Consider the following 21,262-nt stretch of genomic DNA (forward strand, 5'->3'; position numbering starts at 1 on the left):
GTATCCATTAAAAATACGAGTCGATAATGGACCAGAATTCACCGGAAACACGTTTACTAATTGGGCAAAAACACATGGTATAACTATAGATTACATCAAACCCGGTAGCCCTTATCAAAATGGTTACATTGAACGATTTAATCGGACTTATCGAACTGAAGTGTTAGATTTATATCTTTTTAACAACCTAGCGCAAGCAAGGAGAATAACCGAAGAATGGTTAACGATTTATAACACCGAAAGGCCTCATGAAGCACTAAATAATATGACGCCGATCGAGTATAAAACATTAAAACAGGCAGCTTAATTTTCTACGTGAGTTGTGTATTAAGTTTGGGGTATTTACATCTTTACTTTTATCATAGAGAATTTTCTACTTTTTTGCTGTATTATTTTAGGGGAGAGTTACAAAATAAATCTATGTTGGAACTTATACAAACTGTCGGTTTTGGTTTAATTTTATTTATTCCTTTAACAAATCCTTTAAACACTGTGGTACTGTTATTGGGTCTATCTGGGGATATGACCAATGAAGAACGAAATTACCAATCAAAATTGACCTGTATTTATGTGTTTATGATTATGGTTGTATCGTTTTATTGTGGGCAAATAGTGATGAGCACATTTGGCATATCGATTCCCGGATTACGTATTGCTGGGGGCATGATTGTTGGCATTATTGGCTTTAGAATGTTATTTCCACAGCAACCATCACACAAAACTCTTGAAGCAGATGCAAAAAAGAAAGAGATCTCAAATAATATTGCTTTTGTTCCTCTCGCTATGCCTAGTACAGCGGGACCTGGAACTATAGCAATGATAATAAGTATGTCATCAACAGTAAAAAGTGGTGGCTATAACGTTTCAACTTGGGTTGTTTATACTGCTTCGATATTAGTACCTTTATTATTATGTATTATACTTTGGTTTTGTATGCGCAGTGCAGGTAGCATAATGCGTTTTATGGGAAAAAGAGGCATTGAAGCCACCTCAAGAATTATGGGTTTTTTATTAGTTTGTGTTGGAACTCAATTCATAATTAATGGTATTAAAGAAATTGTATTGAATTTTCCTAATATTTAATATTAAACACCGACTCAACAAAGCTAAAGAGTCGGTATATTTTTAATCATTTCTACCCGCATTAAATAATCATAAAGTGGAACTAACTGTTTAAAACCTTTAACTAGTTTATCGGGTAAATCGCTATTTAACACATCCTCAATATGATTACTTGTCATCATAACCGCAATATTTTTTCGGTTATACCAGTTTGCAATTTTTTCGTCCTGCTCTTTAATTAATGGGCGTTTATAACTTTCGCCAACAAGCTCAAATGTTTTTTTGAGGCAACGTGTCATTGCTAAAAATTTTTTAGTATCATTAAGAATCTCGTCGCGAAAGATATCCATCGTTTGTTTTGATGAACAATAATAGCCAAGTCCATATTGATAACTACTTGGGCTAATTTCAAAAAAATAAGCAGGTGCTTCTTTCCAATCTTTATTTGGTCGTTTAAATGTCAACCATAATCGGCTACGATAAAGTGATTTATCATTTGAAAAACGAGTATCTCGATGTATTCGTGAAATCGTTTTACCAATAGCAGGGCGAGTTTCAAACCACGCATCAATTTTGAGCATCTCTGGTGTTAATTGTTCAACCAAAAGCCTAAACGGTTTAACTAAATCGTTATTATAAATAGCACGATGTTCTTCAAACCACGGTTTGCTGTTTTTAATCCAAGCGTCTTGTAAAAAATTAAGTCCAGCTTGGGTAAAGCCAGTAAAGTTTGCCATTGCCTACTCCTTAAATAACGCTCTTACTTTTTCTAAATCTTCCAAAGTATCGACACCAATTGCAGGAGTTTGTTTTGCCACAGCGACATGAATTTTTTCACCGTACCAAAGTACTCTTAATTGCTCTAACATCTCAATTTGTTCAAGCGTTGATGGCGCCCATTTAATGTATTGACGAATAAAGCCAGCACGGTAAGCATAAATACCAATATGACGGAGATAAAAATCACCGATACTCGATGGTTTTAACTGTTCAGCTGATTTCGCAAAACGATCGCGTTCCCAAGGAATGGTTGCACGAGAAAAATAAAGCGCATAACCATCTTTATCAGTCACAACTTTAACAGCACCCGTATTAAATGCTTCTTCAATAGAATCAATTGGTACTGCTAATGTTGCCATTCCCGTTTTATATTGCACTAAATTTTCAGCCACTTGGTGAATAATAACAGGCGGAATTAAGGGTTCATCGCCCTGTACATTCACAATAATTTCATCATCAGCAAATTGATAGGCATTAATGACCTCTGCTAACCTTTCAGTGCCTGAATTATGCTTATCACTTGTCAGAATGACTTCACCACCATACTCCTTGACTACCTCATAAACTTGTTGATGATCTGTGGCAATAATCACTCGATTGGCTGATGATTTTTTTGCTTGCTCCATCACACGAACAATCATTGGTTTACCATGAATATCCGCTAGTGGCTTACCAGGTAAACGGCTCGAAGCATACCTAGCGGGAATAATAACCGAAAAGTTCATAATTAAGACCTTATTATTTATTCTTGAATACATTCAGATTGGTTAAGTGGTTTAGCTTCACATTCTAACAACACCGGAATATTATCTTTAACTGTATAAACTAAATTATCTGTATGACAAATTAACTGCTGATTAGTAGCATTATATTGCAATTGACCATGGCATTTAGGACAAGCAAGTGCGTTTAATAGGATATCTTTCATTTTTTCTTCTCTTTGGATTTTGTCTCAGATAGTAATAAACAGATTTGATCAATAACTTGCACAGGTATTACCGCATCGATGGGCAGATACCACCAATTTTGTTGAGCAAATTGTCTACATTTAACTGCATCTTTTTCAGTCATTAAAAGTGTTTGTTTATTACGTGCTACATTGTTTAACAACGGTAAAGTAAATTTTTGATGATCGGCAAAAGAAACGGTTTCAACCACATCCGCTTGCAATTTACTTAACATATCAAAAAAACGTTTTGGATTACTAATACCAGCAATAGCACATATATTTGACAACGAAGATAACGCTCTTTTTTCTTGAGTAAGTAAATTCACTGCATACAGGGGCATTAATTGCATAGTAAAGGTTTTATTAGGATACTGCTGCGCTAAATTATTTACACTATCACCATTGATGACAATAAGATCAACCGATTTTAACCGACTTTCACGCTCTCGCATTGGCCCTGCCGGCATCCACCATCCATTACCAAATAGGCGCTTTCCATCAATCACCACCACTTCAATATCACGCGCTAAAGCATAATGTTGTAAACCATCATCAGTCAAAATAACATCTAACTGGTACTGCTTTAATAACGCTTGAACAGCCTCAGAGCGATAAGGTGAGACAGCAATAGGTACACTAGTACGTTGATAAATAAGCACAGGTTCATCACCTGCTTGTTCGGTTGTGGTTGTATTATCTAAAATAAGCGGATAGCTATCAGCCTTGCCTCCATATCCTCGTGAAACGACTCCAACCTGTAATCCTTTTTGTTTTAACGATTCAATTAAACTAATAACTAGTGGCGTTTTACCGTTACCGCCAACAGATAAGTTGCCAATAACAATAACAGGTACAGGAGATCGCCAAGATTTTAAAATACCAACTTGATATAAAAAGCGACGGAAAATAGCAATTAAACCATATAATAAGGAAAATGGTATGAATAACCAAAATAAACGATTTTTACCATACCACAGTTTTTCAATCATAACTTTAACATCACTCAATTACATTTAGTAAAATTGTTTTATATCTCAATATAACAATTATTATAGTTGCCTATAGCAAACGATAGCCTATTTTACTCATAATTTGGTAAACTACCAAACCAATCATGATACCATCTAGGTTTAATTTCACCTCGCATAGTTTTTAGCTTCCATGTTTGTTTATCAAAAAAAAGACTTATTTGACCTGTTCTAGCAGTAACATAATAGTCTAATTGTAAATCTTTATACTTTGCCATTACCTTATTGGAGGGGAGTTTCCAAGGGTTATAACGAGATGTAGACGCCAAAGACTTTACTGGTTTAACATGATTTAAAAATGTATAACTTGACGATGTACTACTACCATGATGGGGGATTTGTAAAATAGTAGACGTTAGCTGATTTCGATATTTAGTAACTAACTGATATTCCTGATTACGTTCTAGATCTCCAGTTAACAATACAGAAAAACGTCCATCGGTAACCTGTACCACACAGGAATCCTTATTTTGAGTATCGCTAACTAGCTGATTAGGCCACAGCACATTAAACGTCAGATCATTCCAAATAACACTATTACCGGCTAAGCATTGATAATCATTATTAAAGTCAGAAGACGAACTCATTAACCATGCCTCAGGATAAATAAGTTGAATTAATTTCAAACCGCCAACATGATCATTATGTTGATGACTAATAATAATACCTTGTACATTCAAATTATGCCATTGTAGAAAAGGAATAATAACCCTTTCCATAGCGGAACTTTTTTCCCACTTAGCTCCTGTGTCATACAAAATTGCAGACTTACCATCATGGATAACGATAGCTAATCCATGACCTACATCTAACATGTCTAACCGCCAACGATAGTGTTGCTGTTTAAAAAAAGGGGTAACTAGTATCATCAAAATTACGAGCAAAGTAATGCTAAAGCGTTGCCAAGCTCCTGTACGGATTATCACTACAGTTAACCAACCTAAAAGACCTAATAAATAAAAATCTGAAGGGATGTTAATCCATAATTGATTAAGCCAATTTAAACTCAAAAATAGCCATTCTAGAGATTTATCAGCAATTAGCCAAAACCATAAAGCAATAGAAAAACAATCAAAAATACTAGATATTAACGCCAATAAAATGGTAGGAAATGTAACTAATGAAATAACAGGAATTGCAATTAGATTTGCTAAAATCGAAACTCCACTAACACCTTGAAAAACAAAAAACTGAATTGGAAGCAGCAATAAGGTTAACCCACACTGCAAATATAATATCCTAATTATATACCAACGTTTTTTATGCCTTACTGCTTTGGAAAGCGGCGCCCAATCATGCAAAAAAATTAAAGTTATTACTGCATAGCAAGATAACCAAAAACTTTCAGATAAAATCATCAATGGATCAAATAATAATAACAACGCAATGATCCGATTGATTTTTTGCCATGAACTTATTTTATATTTTTTATAACGAAAATAGATCCAAATTGACAAAGCAACCATAGCTCGCAAAGTAGGCGGATTAAAACCTGTTAACCATGCATAAAAAAATGCACATAACCACCCTATTATAATTGGTACAAAAAAATAGATAAAACGCTTTGGAATAAAAAACAGTATAGCTTTAGCCAAAAAGCAACTAAGTCCATAAACAACTAAAATATGCATACCAGATATAGCCATTAAATGAGCAATACCTGTTTGCATCATTACCATACGATGCTCGTCATCTAATTGAGAACGATCACCAAAAACAAGGGCTAGCAAAATACCTTTATAACTAAATAAATCGATATAAGGTAGAGCCAAATCAGTAATATATTGTCTTAAGTCAGATTTATTATTTAATAACTTGGCATCAACCAATTTAGCCGATAATAAGCTACGGTTTGCTATCGAAAAACGTTGGCTATTAAATCCTCCATCATTTAAGTATCCATGTACAACTTTTGTTTTTAGTGTCAATTGCCAAATTTCCCCAGATTTAGGGTGATCTAACCTATCCCAGTAAACCGAAGTCGGAACATCCTTTGCAAGCGTAATATCTGAAATGGAAAAAATAGAAAATGGCATGTAATAAGGTCCGTTGACCATTGCTGCCTGATGAGTATTGATATTAACCACTTTGGCGTGAACAACTAGCGTTTTATCAATATAAGGGGAAATATTGGATAAATATTGCTTAGAATAAGCAGTTGACCATAAAAAACCTAAACTAAATACAACAAAAACTGATAAATACCAACGAAAGTTAACAGGAACGATTAACACAATTAAAAACAAGATAAAAGCAAGTAAATACCAATTAAAATCAGACAATAAATGTGGCAAAAAGAGTAATGGCAAACAACCTAATGAAAACATGATAGCCATTAAATCCAAAGAACAAATTTTTTGCACTAGCACCTTACCATCTTTAAATTGAACAATATAAGCTTATCACTTGATATTATAAAAAAATAATTGATGTAGAATTTTTCGATCTTTGTTCCATTTTAATCATTAATTTTAATGAAATTTACTAAATTTATTCGGAATATTGCATATTTTAAATAAGGGAGTTCATGATTTAAATCAATATAAGGTTGACAAGTTTTTCTTAATGATAAATAGTAATGATTGATTAAATCAGCGAATACGACTAAATGATAGAAATTAAACTAACTAAAACAAAAAAGCCTTTGATTTAACTCAAAGGCTTCTATCTAGGTGTAGAATTTAAAGATTATGCGTTTGCAGCATTATTTACTCTTTCACGTAATTCTTTACCTGGTTTGAAGTGAGGTATATATTTATGTTTTACTTCAACATTACCTCCAGTTCTTGGGTTCCTTGCTTTACGTGGAGCCCGATAGTTCAAACTAAAACTACCAAAACCTCGAATTTCTACACGATCGTTACTTTCCATAGCTAAAGCGATCTGTTCAATGATATCTCTAACTGAATCATCAACTAGTTGAACAGGGAGATGTGTCCGCCAGTTAACAATTCGTTCTACTAAATCTGATCTGTTCATGATCACTCCTAATTTATTTATGTGGCACGTAACTATTTCATTCTATCCCATAAAAGAAAAAGAGGGCAAGCCCTCTTTACTCTTTACGTGAATATTTTTTACTCAGTTTTTGATGCAGCTTTGAATGCTTCTGCCATTGCGTTAGTAAATGATGCATCTTCTTGAGTTGCAGTATTGTTTACTGCTGCAAGAGCTTCTTTCTCATCAGCTTCATCTTTCGCTCGTACTGATAACGAAATTGCACGAGTTTTACGATCGATATTAACAATTTTAGCTTCAACTTCATCACCAACTTTTAATACAGTTGTTGCATCTTCAACACGCTCACGAGCGATATCTTGTGCTTTTAAGTAGCCTTCAATTCCTTCAGCGATTTCGATAGTTGCGCCTTTAGCATCAACTGCACTTACAGTACCTTTAACTATTGTGCCTTTTTTATAGTTAGAAGCAAAACTACTGAATGGATCATCTTCTAATTGTTTAATACCTAAAGAGATACGTTCACGTTCTGCATCAACTTGTAAAACAACAGCTTCGATATCATCACCTTTTTTATAAGCTTTAACTGCTTCTTCACCAGGCATATTCCAAGAAATGTCTGAAAGATGAACTAAACCGTCGATACCACCATCTAAACCGATAAAGATACCAAAATCAGTGATTGATTTAATCTTACCACTAACTTTATCACCTTTATTGTGTGTTTCAGCAAATTGTAACCATGGGTTTGGTTTACATTGTTTAAGGCCAAGAGAAATACGACGACGTTCTTCATCAATTTCAAGCACAACCACTTCAACAACATCACCTAAGCTAACAACTTTAGAAGGGTGAATGTTTTTGTTTGTCCAATCCATCTCAGAAACATGAACTAAACCTTCAACACCGGTTTCAATTTCAACAAAACAACCGTAGTCAGTTAAGTTAGTTACCTTACCAGTTACTTTAGTACCTTCTGGATAACGTTTAGCGATTGAAACCCATGGGTCTTCGCCTAATTGTTTTAAGCCAAGTGATACACGTGAACGATCTTTATCAAATTTAAGTACTTTAACAAGTAATTCTTGACCAACTTCAACCACTTCACTTGGGTGTTTAACACGTTTCCAAGCCATGTCAGTAATGTGAAGTAAACCATCAACCCCACCAAGATCAACGAATGCACCGTAATCAGTAAGATTTTTGATGATACCTTTAACTTCAGAACCTTCTTGTAGATTTTCTAGAAGTTGTTCTCTTTCTGCACTATTTTCAGATTCAATAACTGCACGACGTGAAACAACAACGTTGTTGCGTTTTTGATCTAATTTAATAACTTTTAATTCGATTTCTCTATTTTCAATATGAGAAGTATCGCGTAATGGACGAACGTCAACAAGTGAACCTGGAAGGAACGCACGAACGCCATTAAGATCAACCGTAAAGCCACCTTTAACTTTACCATTGATAACACCTAAAACTGTTGCAGCATCTTCAACTGCTTTTTCTAGTGTAAGCCATGCTTCATGACGCTTAGCTTTTTCACGAGATAAGATAGTTTCACCAAAACCATCTTCAATTGAGTCAAGCACAACGTCAACAACGTCGCCGACTTGAACTTCTAATTCGCCTTGGGCATTTTTAAACTGCTCTACTGGAATCGCTGATTCAGATTTTAAACCAGCGTCAACTAAAACAACATCTTTGTCGATTGCAACGACAGTACCACGGATCATATTACCAGAACGAGTGTCTAGTTGATTAATAGACTCTTCAAAGAGTTGAGCAAAAGATTCGGTCATATTTATATACTTAAGTTAATTTTAACGTCCACATTACATCCTGTCTTGTGGGGTTGTTTATAATACTCCATACATCCTTATAATGGAGCTAAGTTCACGCTATAATTTAAGTTACAACGCAATTTTTTTGTTTATATACTCAATAGATTGATTAAAAACATCTTGAATAGACAGTGATGTAGTATCAATTTTTAGAGCATCAATTGCAGGTTTAAGTGGCGCAACGGCGCGATGACGATCGAGTTCATCACGCGCAGTTATTTCCTGCAAAATTTCGGCGAATTTAACATTATTTTGCTTATCTTGCAACTGTTTCATTCGTCTTTCTGCACGAGATTGGGCACTAGCATCAAGAAATATCTTAACAGGGGCATCACTAAATACTACACTGCCCATATCACGACCATCTGCAACCAATCCAGGTGCTTGCTTAAAGTCACGTTGACGTTGTAATAAAGCTGCTCTAACCGAATTAATTGCCGCCACTTTTGATGCAGCTCCCCCCGTCTGTTCTGTACGAATTTCTTTAGTCACATCAATCTGATCTAATAATACTTTAACATTATAACCTTGCGTATCAAACGTTAGTGGCAAATTCAGGGCTAGTTGTTCAAGTTTATTGGCATCATCTAGCGCAATACCTTGCTTAAGCGCGCTAAGAGCTAGCACACGATAGATAGCACCAGAATCTAAAAGATGCCATTTAAAATGATTGGCTAATGCTTGACATAACGTGCCTTTACCGACACCGCTTGGCCCATCAACAGCAATAACGGGAACAGATTTATTCATTTTATTCTTCGCTTAATCGTTTAAATTGTTCGAAATAATCAGGAAAAGTCTTCATTGTGCATTTAGGATCTAATATTGTCACAGGTGTATCTGAAAGCGCCACTAATGAAAAACACATAGCAATACGATGATCATTATAGGTTTCGATTTCGGCATGGTTTAATTTAACTGGAGGAATAATAGTAATATAATCGTGACCTTCATCAACAGTTGCGCCAACCTTTCTTAATTCAGTTGCCATCGCATATAAGCGATCAGTTTCTTTAACTCGCCAATTGTAAATATTACGAATTGTTGTTGGACCTTTAGCAAACAGCGCTGTTGTGGCGATAGTCATTGCTGCATCTGGGATATGATTCATATCCATATCAACACCGTGTAATTCACCACGAGAGCATTGAATATAATCATCAGCCCAAATAACTTTAGCCCCCATTTTTTCAAGTACATGAGCAAATTGGGTATCGCCTTGTAAGCTATTTTTTCCAATGCCAGTTACTTTAACAGTACCGCCTTTAATTGCAGCCGCTGCTAAAAAATAAGAAGCAGAAGACGCATCGCCTTCAACTAAATAATCGCCTGGCGATTGATAACACTGATTAGCTTTAACAGTAAATTTTTGATAATTGTGATTGGTAACTAAAACACCAAACATAGCCATCATTTTGACTGTAATATCAATATAAGGTTTAGAAACAAGATCACCAATAATAGTAATTTCTGTGTATTGTTTTGCTAATGGCGCAGCCATTAATAGTGCAGTTAAAAATTGGCTAGATACCGAACCATCAACTTTGATATCACCACCTGTAAAACCGCCTTGAATATGTAGTGGTGGATAGCCTTCATTTTCAAGATAATCAATTTTAGCTCCACCTTGTCGCAAAGCATCGACCAAATGACCAATTGGGCGTTCTTTCATGCGAGGTTCGCCCGTTAACACAATATTATTATTTCCAAGACATAACGTAGCAGCTAAAGGACGCATTGCTGTGCCAGCATTACCCAAAAAAAGCTCTAATGCATGGTCGGATTGCAAAATACCGCCCACACCTTGCACATCACAAATCGTGCGATCGTGTGATAGTTGATACTTCACACCTAACGCTGCAAGCGCATCAAGCATATAACGCACATCATCACTATCAAGTAAATTCGTTAACCGTGTATTACCTTTACTCAATGCTGATAGTAATAACGCACGATTAGAAACACTTTTTGAACCAGGCAAATTGATAGTACCATTAAATCTTTTTATCGGTTGTAATGTTAAGGATAACATAAGGACTCTCTTTAATATTCTTTAAAATTTCTCTAACGTCGCTTTCAATAAATCAATTGCTTGCTTATCTTTAGCACTATTTTCCCATAACTTATCAAATAAATGGCGATACCGTTTAATTGCCTCATAAGATGACGTAATCGATGCAATACCGGTAGTAACATTAGGTAACTCACCTAATCGAAATGGGCTCATTGCTAATGAAATAGGATTCCCATCTTGATAAAAAATCTGAAAAGCAATTGACGGAATAGCTTCTTGTGTAATAGCAATTGTTGGCGCAAGAGATTGTTGTTCAATTAACTGAATTAAGTGATAAACTTCTTTGCGTGCTAGTAGCATTCTTTCCGATTTTTTACCCGGCGAAATAGTTAAATTACCAACCAAACCAATATGTAAAAAACGTTCTACATTACGTAAACTGATTAAATTAATAACTTTTGGAATTGATTGACAGAACTGAGTTTTACGATCTTTTAAAATGGATAAGGTAGTGGCATATTTTTGAGGATCAGCGGGTTTACTCGATTCATTTAACATCATCGCTAAATGAGACAAATAATCAGAAGAAGTTAATAAAAAGGAAAAAGGATCGAAATGAGAATAGATATGAGTTGATTGCTCTTCTAATTGACGCATACGTTCAAAAAAGCCTTCACCACTCGAATAGTATTCAGTATCAATGCCAAGTAAACTAGCAAAAGACGTATCAAGTAAGGAAGCCAATCGCTCTAGAGTTTCAATTTTAACGATCTCACCTTTTTCTAACCGATATACTGCTGCTCTTGAAATTTTAAGACTTTCTGCAACATCTTCAGCCCTCAAAGAGGCAGCAATCCGATACGCACGCAGACGCTGACCTATAGCACAATAATCAATCGATCCAGTAATCATAATACACTCAAACTATTAGGATTTTGGCAGTGTATCACAAGGTGATAGCAATGCCAATTTTTGGCAAAATGTTTTATTCCTATCTAAGTTTTTTCTCCTATTGAATTAACTTTTCTATTATTTATAACAATTTATTTAGTTTGTGACTGTAGTAATATAGCCTGCAAAGCTGATGCATTCTTATATTCGGTATACTCAGTTATTGCTTGTGGCTGCTTTAATATATCAGTTGTATTGCCAAGTACTTGTGATGCCATTACAAATCCGTTAGGTTGCATTACTGAACGTTTATAAAAATCAATCAAATCTTGCTTAGTGATTTTTTGCAATTGCTCGATTTTTTTATCCTTTGAATCAAACGCAAAACGTGAATTACGGTAGTCAGGCATATAACGACCAAACTCCTCATCCAATGTTTGCGGAGGCATTTTCAATTCATCAAGTACCGCTTTTTTATATTGTTCAATATCTTTTTTCGATAATGCTTGCAATTTATTCAGCATAACTGGATAAAATTCTTGGTAGCGTTTAATTAAATAAGCCGGATCATATTGATTACTTTGGATGATAAAACTCATTCCCGACGAATCACCAACCGTAATAGGCTCTGCAAATACAGCATAACCAAGTTGCTCATTGGTGCGTAACTGATCATAAAACCAAGGTGAAATAATTTTAGAAAGAGTATAACTTATCATGCTACTACTAATTCGATCATAACCCATTGGAATATAGCTCATCATTAAAGCATTATCAGTGCTTTTTGCATGTTGAGTTATTTTAGCCTCTAACGAGTTTTTAATCTGAATATTATTAACAGGAGTAAATTCAACATCACGCACTAATGTTTTCTGGATGGCATGATAAAGATCTAAAGAGTCCTCGTTAGACAAATTACCCAAGCTAAGCATATAAGGTACTGAGTGAGTTAATAAGTTATCACGGTAAGCTAACACATCATTAATGGTCATATTTGCTGTAATTTGTCGTTTTTCATCTCGTTCAAAATAATGCGGTAATACCGACAATGCATTAATAGGATTAACCGCTAACCGATAACTCTTAGCATGATCGGCTTTATCCAATTCTTGCAAATACCAAGATTTAGCTAATGCTAAACTTTGCTCATCAATAGTGGCCTTGCGATAGTTATCAAGTATGGCCGTAACCATTTTTGGTAAATGCTGACTAAAACCGCTGGCTGAAATCATTAAGCCATTATCATTACCAGTTGATAATGAAATACCAGCAACTCCAGCCTGAAATCGTAATTGTTCTAAATTACGACTAACAATATAATCAAGCAGATTAAAAGCAACCACAGCTTTTACGTCGCTAGTAGCCTGATTATTGCGTAATGAAACAACAATAGCAGCTTTAGGTTCATTTTTAAAATACTGGCTAGCAAAATGAATATGATTACCGCGCTTACTAAATTTTTCAGGTTGCGCTTGATTACGATTTTGTTTTAAAATCGTAAAATTATCAGGTATATAAGGATTGAGCTCAGGCAAACTAAATGTAAAATTTTTGCCTAGTGCTAACCAACTTGCTTTTTGCTCGCTAGTGATATTATCAATTTTATAAGGCGCATCGACAAAATAAGCAGTTTTATTGGTAGTTTGGTTTGGCGAAATCACCCAAATTCTAGCATTATTGGCAGTCAAACTTTTTAAACGTGCTGTAATAGCTGATTTATCAAAATGAGTAGCAACATAATCTGAATTTAACACATTTTGAACTGGATACAACAACATTTGATCTGATAGCCATTCTACATATGACATATCACGCTCGACATCTTGATATTTAAACTCTAACGCTAATACCTTTTGAATCTCTTGATAATAAGCGTCAGAAATGCCCTCTTTTTGAATCAACTGTAAATAATTAAAAATAGCGCCAATAACTTTATCTTTTTGAGCAAGTCCATCGTCGGTTAAACTCACATTAATACTCAATATACCACTATTACCATAACGGATAGGATTGATAGATGAACTAATTCCTTCAATTAAACCTTGTTTTTGTAACTGATCAGACAACGTATTATGACTACTGTTACAGATTAAATAAGTAATATACTCATCGGTTTTATCAGCAAATTTAGCCAAGTTATTTTCAATCGGAAACTGTAAAAACAATAGCTTTTTGGGTTGTGCTGGTACCATAGAAATTTGTTTATTTAACACATTTGGTGTTATAGCGGGTTTATCAACTATTGGGGCATTAATATTTTTATTAGGGATTTTACCAAAACTATTTTCAGCTAATTTTGTCAATTTATTGATCGACTGATTGCTATACATCACTCCAACCATAATATTGGCTGAATAATAATCTTTATGAAAATTCACTAAAGCATCTTGTAATTTACTATTTTCTTTATCACTTAACGTTTCTAAATTACCGCCTGAAAATTGAGAAGCTGGATGGTTTTGATTAATTGTTTCAGAATCAACTTGCCCGATCCTAAAACCATCATTTGATCTGGCCATTGTCAATTCAGCGTTAACTGCATTACGTTCTTTATCGGCATATTTAGGATCTAAATTGGGCTCAGCAATAGCATCAGCTAAATAATCCAGTGCTTTATCAAATGCGCTATTTTCAACTTCAAAATAAAAAGCCGTTCTATGTGCCGCAGTGCTAGCATTATAACTTCCCGAATGACGACTTAAAAATTGAGAAAAGCTTGCTGGTTCTGGATAATTTTTCGATCCCATTAATACCATATGTTCAGCATAATGAGCCAACCCTTGCTGCTCTTTGGGATCTTGCAACGAGCCGACAGGCAGTGCTAATGATGCCAGTGATTTTACAGCATTAGGATCTGAAACAAGTAACACTCGCATTTTATTTGCTAGCTCAACCACTTCATATTGACGCTTATCGCGCTCGCTTTGCTGAACTTTTTCTAACAAAACTGGGCTCACAAGCTTATTTTCAATAGCAAACAATATCGGTGAAGTAGTCATAGTTAATAATCCAATAACACTACTAATTATTAAATTGACTATTTTTTTATTTTTCAAATCCATAATATTCACTCGCTTGACTTTATCATCAAAAAAATACGGTTAAAAAGAAAGAAGCGGATGTATCAAAATGCTTAAACATAATGATAGATTCCGCTATTTTGTGATGAATACAATTAATGTTCTCGAGTTTTTCTAAACTCAATATCAGGATATCTTTCTTGAGTTAAATTTAAATTAACCATGCTTGGCGCAATATAAGAAAGGTTATCACCACCATCTAATGCCAAATTCTGTTCGCATTTACGTTTAAACTCTTCCAGTTTTTTCACATCTGAGCACTCAACCCAACGCGCTGTTGTCACATTAACTGGCTCATAAATGGCTTCAACGTTATACTCTGATTTTAATCGAGCAACCACCACATCAAACTGTAAAACCCCTACAGCACCCACAATTAAGTCATTATTGGTTAATGGGCGAAACACTTGTACAGCACCCTCTTCGGACAATTGAACTAACCCCTTTAATAACTGCTTTTGTTTAAGTGGATCTTTAAGACGAATTCGACGAAACAGTTCTGGTGCAAAGTTAGGAATGCCTGTAAATTTTAGATCTTCACCTTGTGTAAAGGTATCACCAATTTGAATGGTGCCATGATTATGTAAACCAATGATATCACCAGCATAGGCTTCTTCAACCTGTTCACGATCACCTGCCATAAACGTTAAGGCGTCAGAAATATTGATATCTTTAGCAATACGTACATGTCGTAACTTCATGCCCTTTTCATATTTACCCGATACAATGCGCATAAATGCAACGCGGTCACGATGTTTAGGATCCATATTGGCTTGAATTTTAAAAACAAAGCCACTGAATTTTTCTTCTGATGATTCAACTTCACGCTTATCAGTTTGACGAGGTTGAGGAGTTGGTGCCCAAGCAGTTAAACCATCAAGCATATGATCAACGCCAAAATTACCCAATGCCGTACCAAAAAAGACTGGTGTTAAATCGCCTGACAAGAAAGCATCTAAATCAAATTCGTTTGATGCTCCTTGCACTAATTCAAGTTCTTCACGCAGTTGCTGTGCTAAATCATCACCCACCGCTAAATCCAAATCAGGGTTAGTTAACCCTTTAATAATTCGGACATCTTGTATTGTATGACCTTGCCCTGATTGGTAAAGGTAAGTTTCGTCTTTAGCTAAATGGTAAACACCTTTAAATAACTTGCCACAACCAATCGGCCAAGTAATAGGGGCGCACATAATATTTAACTCGTTTTCAACCTCATCAAGCAGTTCCATAGGATCGCGAATATCACGGTCTAACTTATTCATAAAGGTTAAAATTGGTGTATTGCGTAATCGTGTCACTTCCATCAATTTACGTGTACGATCTTCAACCCCTTTTGCTGCATCAATCACCATCAAACAACTATCAACCGCTGTTAACGTACGGTAAGTATCTTCAGAAAAATCCTCGTGCCCAGGAGTGTCTAATAAATTAACTAAGCAATCATTATAAGGAAACTGCATCACAGATGTAGTAATTGAAATACCACGCTGCTTTTCCATTTCCATCCAGTCTGACTTAGCATGCTGGGCATTAGCGCCACGGCCTTTAACTGTACCAGCTGTTTGAATTGCATGACCAAATAACAATACTTTTTCGGTAATGGTTGTTTTACCAGCATCGGGGTGAGAAATAATTGCAAAAGTGCGACGTGCATTAACTTCGTCTAAATAAGCTTGTTCTGTCATAAAACTGTTTTAACTCACACAAAAATAATCACATATTTTAGCAGATATCTGTCTGCTTTGCTATTGATGTTATATGCAACGTTAGTTGCCTTATTTATTTATCTATGCATAATATCTATTGTAATAAGCAATGCACAATTTGCTGCTTCTTGTAAAAAAGTTTCAGGAAAGTATGTGTTTAAGTATAAAACCGGAATTTACTATGAACATTCGTGATTTAAAATTATACTTACATTTATGCAAAACCTGTCACTTTGGTATAACGGCAAATGCTATGCATGTTAGTCCATCAACCTTATCAAGACAGATCCAACGACTTGAAGAACATTTTGGTCATCCGCTATTTATTCGCGACAACAGGCAAGTGAAAATCACTTCGGAAGGTGAAAAAGTTAAACGTTTTGCTCAACAAATAATAAATATGTACCAACAGCTAAAACATGATTTAGATCAATCAAACCAACTGGTTGTTGGTGAACTTGCTCTCTTTTGTTCAGTCACCGCTGCATATAGCCATTTACCAGAAATACTTGATCGCTTTAGAATGCACTATCCACTGATTGAAATCAAACTATCAACGGGTGATGCAGCTGACGCCGTAAAAAAAATACAAGCAAATGAAGCCGATTTAGCTATAGCAGGCAAACCAAAGCAGCTCCCTACAGGTATTGAGTTTTTAAAATTTGGCGAAATTGAAATGGTCTTGCTGATTCCTAAACTTAATAGCACATTTAGCGATAAATTACATCAAAAACAGCCTGACTGGCACAATATTCCCTTTATATTGCCTAAACATGGCCCTAGTCGCCACCGTATTGATTTATGGTTTAAGCAAAGAAAAATCTTTAATCCCAAAATTTATGCTACAGTCGCAGGACATGAAGCCATTGTATCAATGGTAGCTTTAGGTTGTGGAGTAGCCTTATTACCTAAAGTTGTAATGGATAATAGCCCAGAACGAATAAGAGAGCGCATAACCGAATGGTCAACAACCTTAATGGAGCCTTTTGATGTTGGCATCTGTGTACAAAAAAGAAGATTATCTGAAAAAATCATTGCCGCTTTTTGGACAATTTGCAATCTCAATTTACCTAATAACCAATAACAAAAATATAGTGTATAATCATATAGCAAAAAATTAAAGCAGTATAACGTATTAATTAACATATAAAATACTGTGTTTTTATAAATTTTTATGTAACAGAATATCATTGCAATGGAATTGAAAATGGAAAAGATAAAATTAAGAACTTTAGTCTCATTGATATTTTTTTCGGCTATTACCATGCCATTAGCGGCACAGTCCAATACCACAAAAAAAAACACATCTAAAATAAACACTGGTACCATCGAAAATAATATAGAAGCCAACATCAAAACGGCAACCGCGATAGCGACAACAAATAATACTAATATTGTGACTAGCAATAATACACCTTCCATGATTGATAAAACAATAAAAAAACCACAGTGGCTAGTCCGAAGTACATTGACCTATTATGATGGCGATAGCAACGATCTTGTTACCGCTGGACTCGGTTTTACGCCATTATCAACTACCATTATCACGCCTAAGGTTGAAATTCTAGCTAAACCGAACTTTCAAGAACGTCGTCAAGCCAAACTAAATCGCTATATTGATACAAAAATTGGCGAAGGAACACTATTTGGTTTTAGAAAACAAGAACTAACTCCCTTATTTGACGGTAAAATCGCAGGAACTGAAATATTTGCCATACAAAAACAAGACAGTGTTGGCATGTTACTACAAATTCCGCTTGATTTTAACAAAAATAAACCCTGTATTATTGCCATACCTAGCAGTGATTCGGATGGAATATTAAATGCCAAAGATATACAAATTCGTGGATTATGGGGTCTTCGTCACAACTGTGCAGTAGTTTATAACGACAAAGGACTAGGTAACGGCATTTATGATATTGAACGCAAACTTGGGTTCACCGTTTGGGGAGAAGTACAAAGCGGTAACATCTTATTCTCTCCTTCGATTAAGAACAAAGAAAAATATATTAAAAAATATCCCCATCGCTATGCTACAAAACAACTGCACTCACAACTCAATGCCGAAGCTCGCTGGGGGGAACATGTATTAAAATCCATAGAATTTGCCTTTTATGAACTTAATAGTATGTTTTCCTCTAATGACCAAGCTATATTCAACAAAGACAACACTCTCGTTTTGGTCTATGGCGCAAGCGATGGTGGTGGAGCAGCATTAAAAGCTGGAGAATTAGACGACCAAAATATAATTAACGGCATTGTTGCAGTTAATCCACAAATTCAACCAAATCTTGACAAAGCCTCAATTAAACTCAAAATCGGCAACAACAACTCGCAAAAGTTAGAAGCCAAATCTATTGCTAATTACAGTGCTTATGGTGCGTTATATATACCATGTGCCATACCAGCCATAACAGCTTATAAAGAAGATGCTTATGTACCTTATGCGGATTATTTTCTTTATTCACAAGAGCGCTGTAACGCCCTTAAAAAAGCAAAGTTACTGACTACAGGAACACCAAAAGAAGCGCTAGAAAAACTACATAAAAAAGGTTGGACACCAGAAATGGACATCCAACTACCTTATTTTTACTACACTGAATCCATTGGTCTACCTTATCAATATATTAGTGCTTATGGCAAATATAGTGTCACCGAAAATATGTGCAATTTTTCGGTAGCAAGCACCCAGCAAAACCCAATTAACAACACAGGAAAAGTTGCACCATTAAAAGAAATTTCGTTTGAACAAATATGGGGAATGGCTAACGGTCATTTACCGCTTTGGAATGGCCGTAATGCAACGGTTTTGGATCTAGTTGAAAACGAAGATCTTAACACTCCAAGACGTGAATTTTATTCTAGCTCGCAAACAAAAAATACTATTGATTATGGCACCAAAGGGTCGATCTGTGTTTATGAAAAATCACAAGAACCACGAGTTAACGAAGGCATAAAACAAGTTATGGCATCGGGTAACTTACATGGTATAAAAACCTTTATTGTCCATGGTCGGAACAATGTTAAACAATTACCAAACTATACATCGCGCGCTTATGTCGCATTAAACAGCTTGGTAGAAGGTAAACAATCACAACTGCGATACATTGAAGTAGAAAATGCCAGCTACTTAGATGGCAGAGCCCCATTTGACAACACATTACTACCAATTGATTATTATGGCGAAGATGCCATCGAGTGGTTATGGGCTAACTTAACCAACAACGCTACGCTACCAGTAAGCCAAGTTGTACATACTAAAACTCGTGGAGGTAAAAGTGGTTATGCGCCACAAATAACCAACAACAACCTAAAACCGATAGCCCAAACGCCAAATAGCAACAGCATTATCCAAAAAGAGGATGGCAAACTGATATTGCCTAATTAACAGCAAATATTCAAAATGCTACTGGTTTAAGCACAGCGGCTTGAACTGGTAGCACCAAAACTCAGCTTAGCTAGAGCTAAGCTTTTACTATTAAACAGATTTTGGGATATAACAAAAAAAATAACGACTCTAATTGAGCATAATGCTGCTTAACATCAACAATTGTTTCTTTTAACAAATATAATTTTGGTCGTCTATTTGCCATGCCACTAAGGACATTACCAACAAAGTCAATAGAAGCATAATTTTCGAGCCACTCCCCTTGCCACATTGAATTCATAAAATGCTGATAATCTGCCGGATAAACGTCAATATAAGGTTGGATATGAGCTTTTGTTACTTGATTAAATTGAGACACACTCGATAACAAACCATAATTAGCCCAATGCTTTGACAAAAAATGATCCCACACAATATCTAATGTAATGGGTGCAACTCGCTGATGCGATTTTCTAAACAGCAGCTTAGCTTTCTTAACTTCAAGCAGGCTATCGGTCAATCTATCAATTTTACGGTGCAGCATAATGCCATCGGCAATATTAGAGTTATAAATTAAATAAGGATCACCTTTAACAAAATCAGCAACTGTATTACCAATCAACGAACTACGTGCTAACGTAGCCAAATGCAAATGAGCAAGAATATTCATAAAAGTAACCGTTAATTATTCACGATGTTTAAATTCGCCTTCAGCGAAACCTTCTCGCCAGTAACTAGTAATATGAAAAGCATCAGGCGACAAATGTATATATTTATCTTTAATAGCATGACGAACAGATTGTGCCAACGAACGCTCCATCCCGCCCCAAAACAACAGCTTATTTTGCTCTGATAAATCAGCATTAATTACCGCATCAACTAATTGAAAGGGATTATTCCTATTTTGTATAAACCAATTCACCTTAATATTTTTATTATCTGGCAACGGCACTATATCACTTTTATGATTAACCTGTATAAAGGCAAAAGCCTTCTGATTTTGGGGAAGATGTTCAAGCGTATAACATATGGCGGGCACAGCCGAAATATCCCCCATTAACACCAAACAATTATCAGTAAATCGCAACTTGCTGGCTGCCGCAATCAAACCGATTTGGTCACCAATCTTAGCTTTTTGCGACCACACTGAAGCCAAACCTGTATCATGAACAGCAAAATCAACAAAAAATTGATTAGAGGCACGCTCAAATTCGCGCACACTATAACTACGGACTAGCTGACGTTGCTTATCATCAACAGCGATTTTATTATTATCATCAAGTTTAGGGAAAGTAATTACATTGGTTGAAAGATCAGGAAAAAGCAATTTTAAATACGGACAAACCCATAATGGATCGATATTCACTGATTTATCGCTACTAAACTGTATGCGAATAAAACTGGGAGATATTTTTTCAATATTCAATACTGTTAATAACGCATTGACGATGACTTTCTTATTGAATTTGATTTTTCCTATTTTTTCATCCATCAGCAGATCCTTATATTTATTGCTAAATGGCATCATCATACAACAAAATATATTAGAATAATGCTATTTTTATAATTGAAAAAATAGA

At 35.3% G+C, this 21,262-nt stretch carries 18 protein-coding genes; 4 read left to right on the plus strand and 14 right to left on the minus strand.

Features of this window, described 5'->3' with window-relative positions; genetic code table 11:
- Both A9G43_RS06000 and A9G43_RS06005 read left to right on the plus strand, forming a co-directional pair.
- Window positions 1–307 (plus strand): integrase core domain-containing protein (locus A9G43_RS06000; protein WP_141673986.1); only part of this gene is annotated, 307 nt, incomplete at its 5' end.
- Between the two features lie 113 nt (window positions 308–420).
- Window positions 421–1,083 (plus strand): MarC family NAAT transporter, encoded by a 663-nt coding sequence (locus A9G43_RS06005; protein WP_065607464.1) that lies wholly within the window; start codon window positions 421–423, stop codon window positions 1,081–1,083.
- Between the two features lie 23 nt (window positions 1,084–1,106).
- Here the strand turns inward: A9G43_RS06005 and A9G43_RS06010 are convergent, their stop codons facing one another.
- The 12 genes from A9G43_RS06010 to prfC all read right to left on the minus strand — a co-directional run bounded on the left by A9G43_RS06010 (window position 1,107) and on the right by prfC (window position 16,294).
- A complete protein-coding gene (locus tag A9G43_RS06010; protein WP_065607466.1) occupies window positions 1,107–1,799 on the minus strand; it encodes a DUF2461 domain-containing protein in 693 nt (230 codons plus the stop codon).
- A gap of 3 nt (window positions 1,800–1,802) precedes the next feature.
- Complete coding sequence (gene kdsB / locus A9G43_RS06015; protein WP_065607469.1) at window positions 1,803–2,567, minus strand: 3-deoxy-manno-octulosonate cytidylyltransferase; 765 nt, start codon at window positions 2,565–2,567, stop codon at window positions 1,803–1,805.
- A gap of 17 nt (window positions 2,568–2,584) precedes the next feature.
- Window positions 2,585–2,770: a Trm112 family protein gene (locus A9G43_RS06020; protein ID WP_065560220.1), complete on the minus strand. Its 186-nt coding sequence runs from the start codon at window positions 2,768–2,770 to the stop codon at window positions 2,585–2,587.
- Entirely contained in the window at window positions 2,767–3,780 is a 1,014-nt protein-coding gene (gene lpxK / locus A9G43_RS06025; RefSeq protein ID WP_065607471.1) for a tetraacyldisaccharide 4'-kinase, read from the minus strand. The genes A9G43_RS06020 and lpxK overlap by 4 nt, the downstream gene beginning before the upstream one ends.
- A gap of 92 nt (window positions 3,781–3,872) precedes the next feature.
- Entirely contained in the window at window positions 3,873–6,155 is a 2,283-nt protein-coding gene (locus A9G43_RS06030) for a DNA internalization-related competence protein ComEC/Rec2 (RefSeq protein WP_065607473.1), read from the minus strand.
- A gap of 352 nt (window positions 6,156–6,507) precedes the next feature.
- Window positions 6,508–6,798 (minus strand): integration host factor subunit beta, encoded by a 291-nt coding sequence (ihfB, locus tag A9G43_RS06035; protein ID WP_034912930.1) that lies wholly within the window; start codon window positions 6,796–6,798, stop codon window positions 6,508–6,510.
- Between the two features lie 98 nt (window positions 6,799–6,896).
- Window positions 6,897–8,579, minus strand: coding sequence for a 30S ribosomal protein S1 (rpsA, locus tag A9G43_RS06040; protein ID WP_065607475.1), 1,683 nt, complete (start codon window positions 8,577–8,579; stop codon window positions 6,897–6,899).
- Between the two features lie 111 nt (window positions 8,580–8,690).
- Entirely contained in the window at window positions 8,691–9,371 is a 681-nt protein-coding gene (cmk, locus tag A9G43_RS06045) for a (d)CMP kinase (RefSeq protein ID WP_065607477.1), read from the minus strand.
- A gap of 1 nt (window position 9,372) precedes the next feature.
- On the minus strand, window positions 9,373–10,653 hold the full coding sequence (gene aroA / locus A9G43_RS06050) for a 3-phosphoshikimate 1-carboxyvinyltransferase (protein ID WP_065607479.1): 1,281 nt from the start codon (window positions 10,651–10,653) through the stop codon (window positions 9,373–9,375).
- Between the two features lie 21 nt (window positions 10,654–10,674).
- Window positions 10,675–11,547, minus strand: coding sequence for a helix-turn-helix domain-containing protein (locus tag A9G43_RS06055; protein WP_034912945.1), 873 nt, complete (start codon window positions 11,545–11,547; stop codon window positions 10,675–10,677).
- Between the two features lie 131 nt (window positions 11,548–11,678).
- Entirely contained in the window at window positions 11,679–14,525 is a 2,847-nt protein-coding gene (gene ptrA / locus A9G43_RS06060) for a pitrilysin (protein WP_176701711.1), read from the minus strand.
- A gap of 176 nt (window positions 14,526–14,701) precedes the next feature.
- Entirely contained in the window at window positions 14,702–16,294 is a 1,593-nt protein-coding gene (gene prfC, locus A9G43_RS06065) for a peptide chain release factor 3 (RefSeq protein WP_065607483.1), read from the minus strand.
- 202 nt (window positions 16,295–16,496) lie between these two features.
- Between prfC and ilvY the strand changes: the two genes are divergently transcribed.
- Window positions 16,497–17,399 (plus strand): HTH-type transcriptional activator IlvY, encoded by a 903-nt coding sequence (gene ilvY, locus A9G43_RS06070; RefSeq protein ID WP_065607485.1) that lies wholly within the window; start codon window positions 16,497–16,499, stop codon window positions 17,397–17,399.
- A gap of 123 nt (window positions 17,400–17,522) precedes the next feature.
- Window positions 17,523–19,703, plus strand: coding sequence for a 3-hydroxybutyrate oligomer hydrolase family protein (locus A9G43_RS06075; protein ID WP_065607487.1), 2,181 nt, complete (start codon window positions 17,523–17,525; stop codon window positions 19,701–19,703).
- Between the two features lie 76 nt (window positions 19,704–19,779).
- On the opposite strand, the gene A9G43_RS06080 is transcribed toward A9G43_RS06075, so the two are convergent.
- Together A9G43_RS06080 and A9G43_RS06085 are read right to left on the minus strand one after the other, a co-directional pair.
- On the minus strand, window positions 19,780–20,352 hold the full coding sequence (locus A9G43_RS06080; protein WP_065607489.1) for an acyl carrier protein phosphodiesterase: 573 nt from the start codon (window positions 20,350–20,352) through the stop codon (window positions 19,780–19,782).
- 15 nt (window positions 20,353–20,367) lie between these two features.
- A complete protein-coding gene (locus A9G43_RS06085) occupies window positions 20,368–21,174 on the minus strand; it encodes a siderophore-interacting protein (protein ID WP_065607491.1) in 807 nt (268 codons plus the stop codon).
- Between the last annotated feature and the right edge of the window lie 88 nt (window positions 21,175–21,262).

The organism is Gilliamella sp. Occ3-1, from assembly GCF_001690655.1.
In the GTDB taxonomy this organism is placed as follows: domain Bacteria; phylum Pseudomonadota; class Gammaproteobacteria; order Enterobacterales; family Orbaceae; genus Gilliamella; species Gilliamella apicola_P.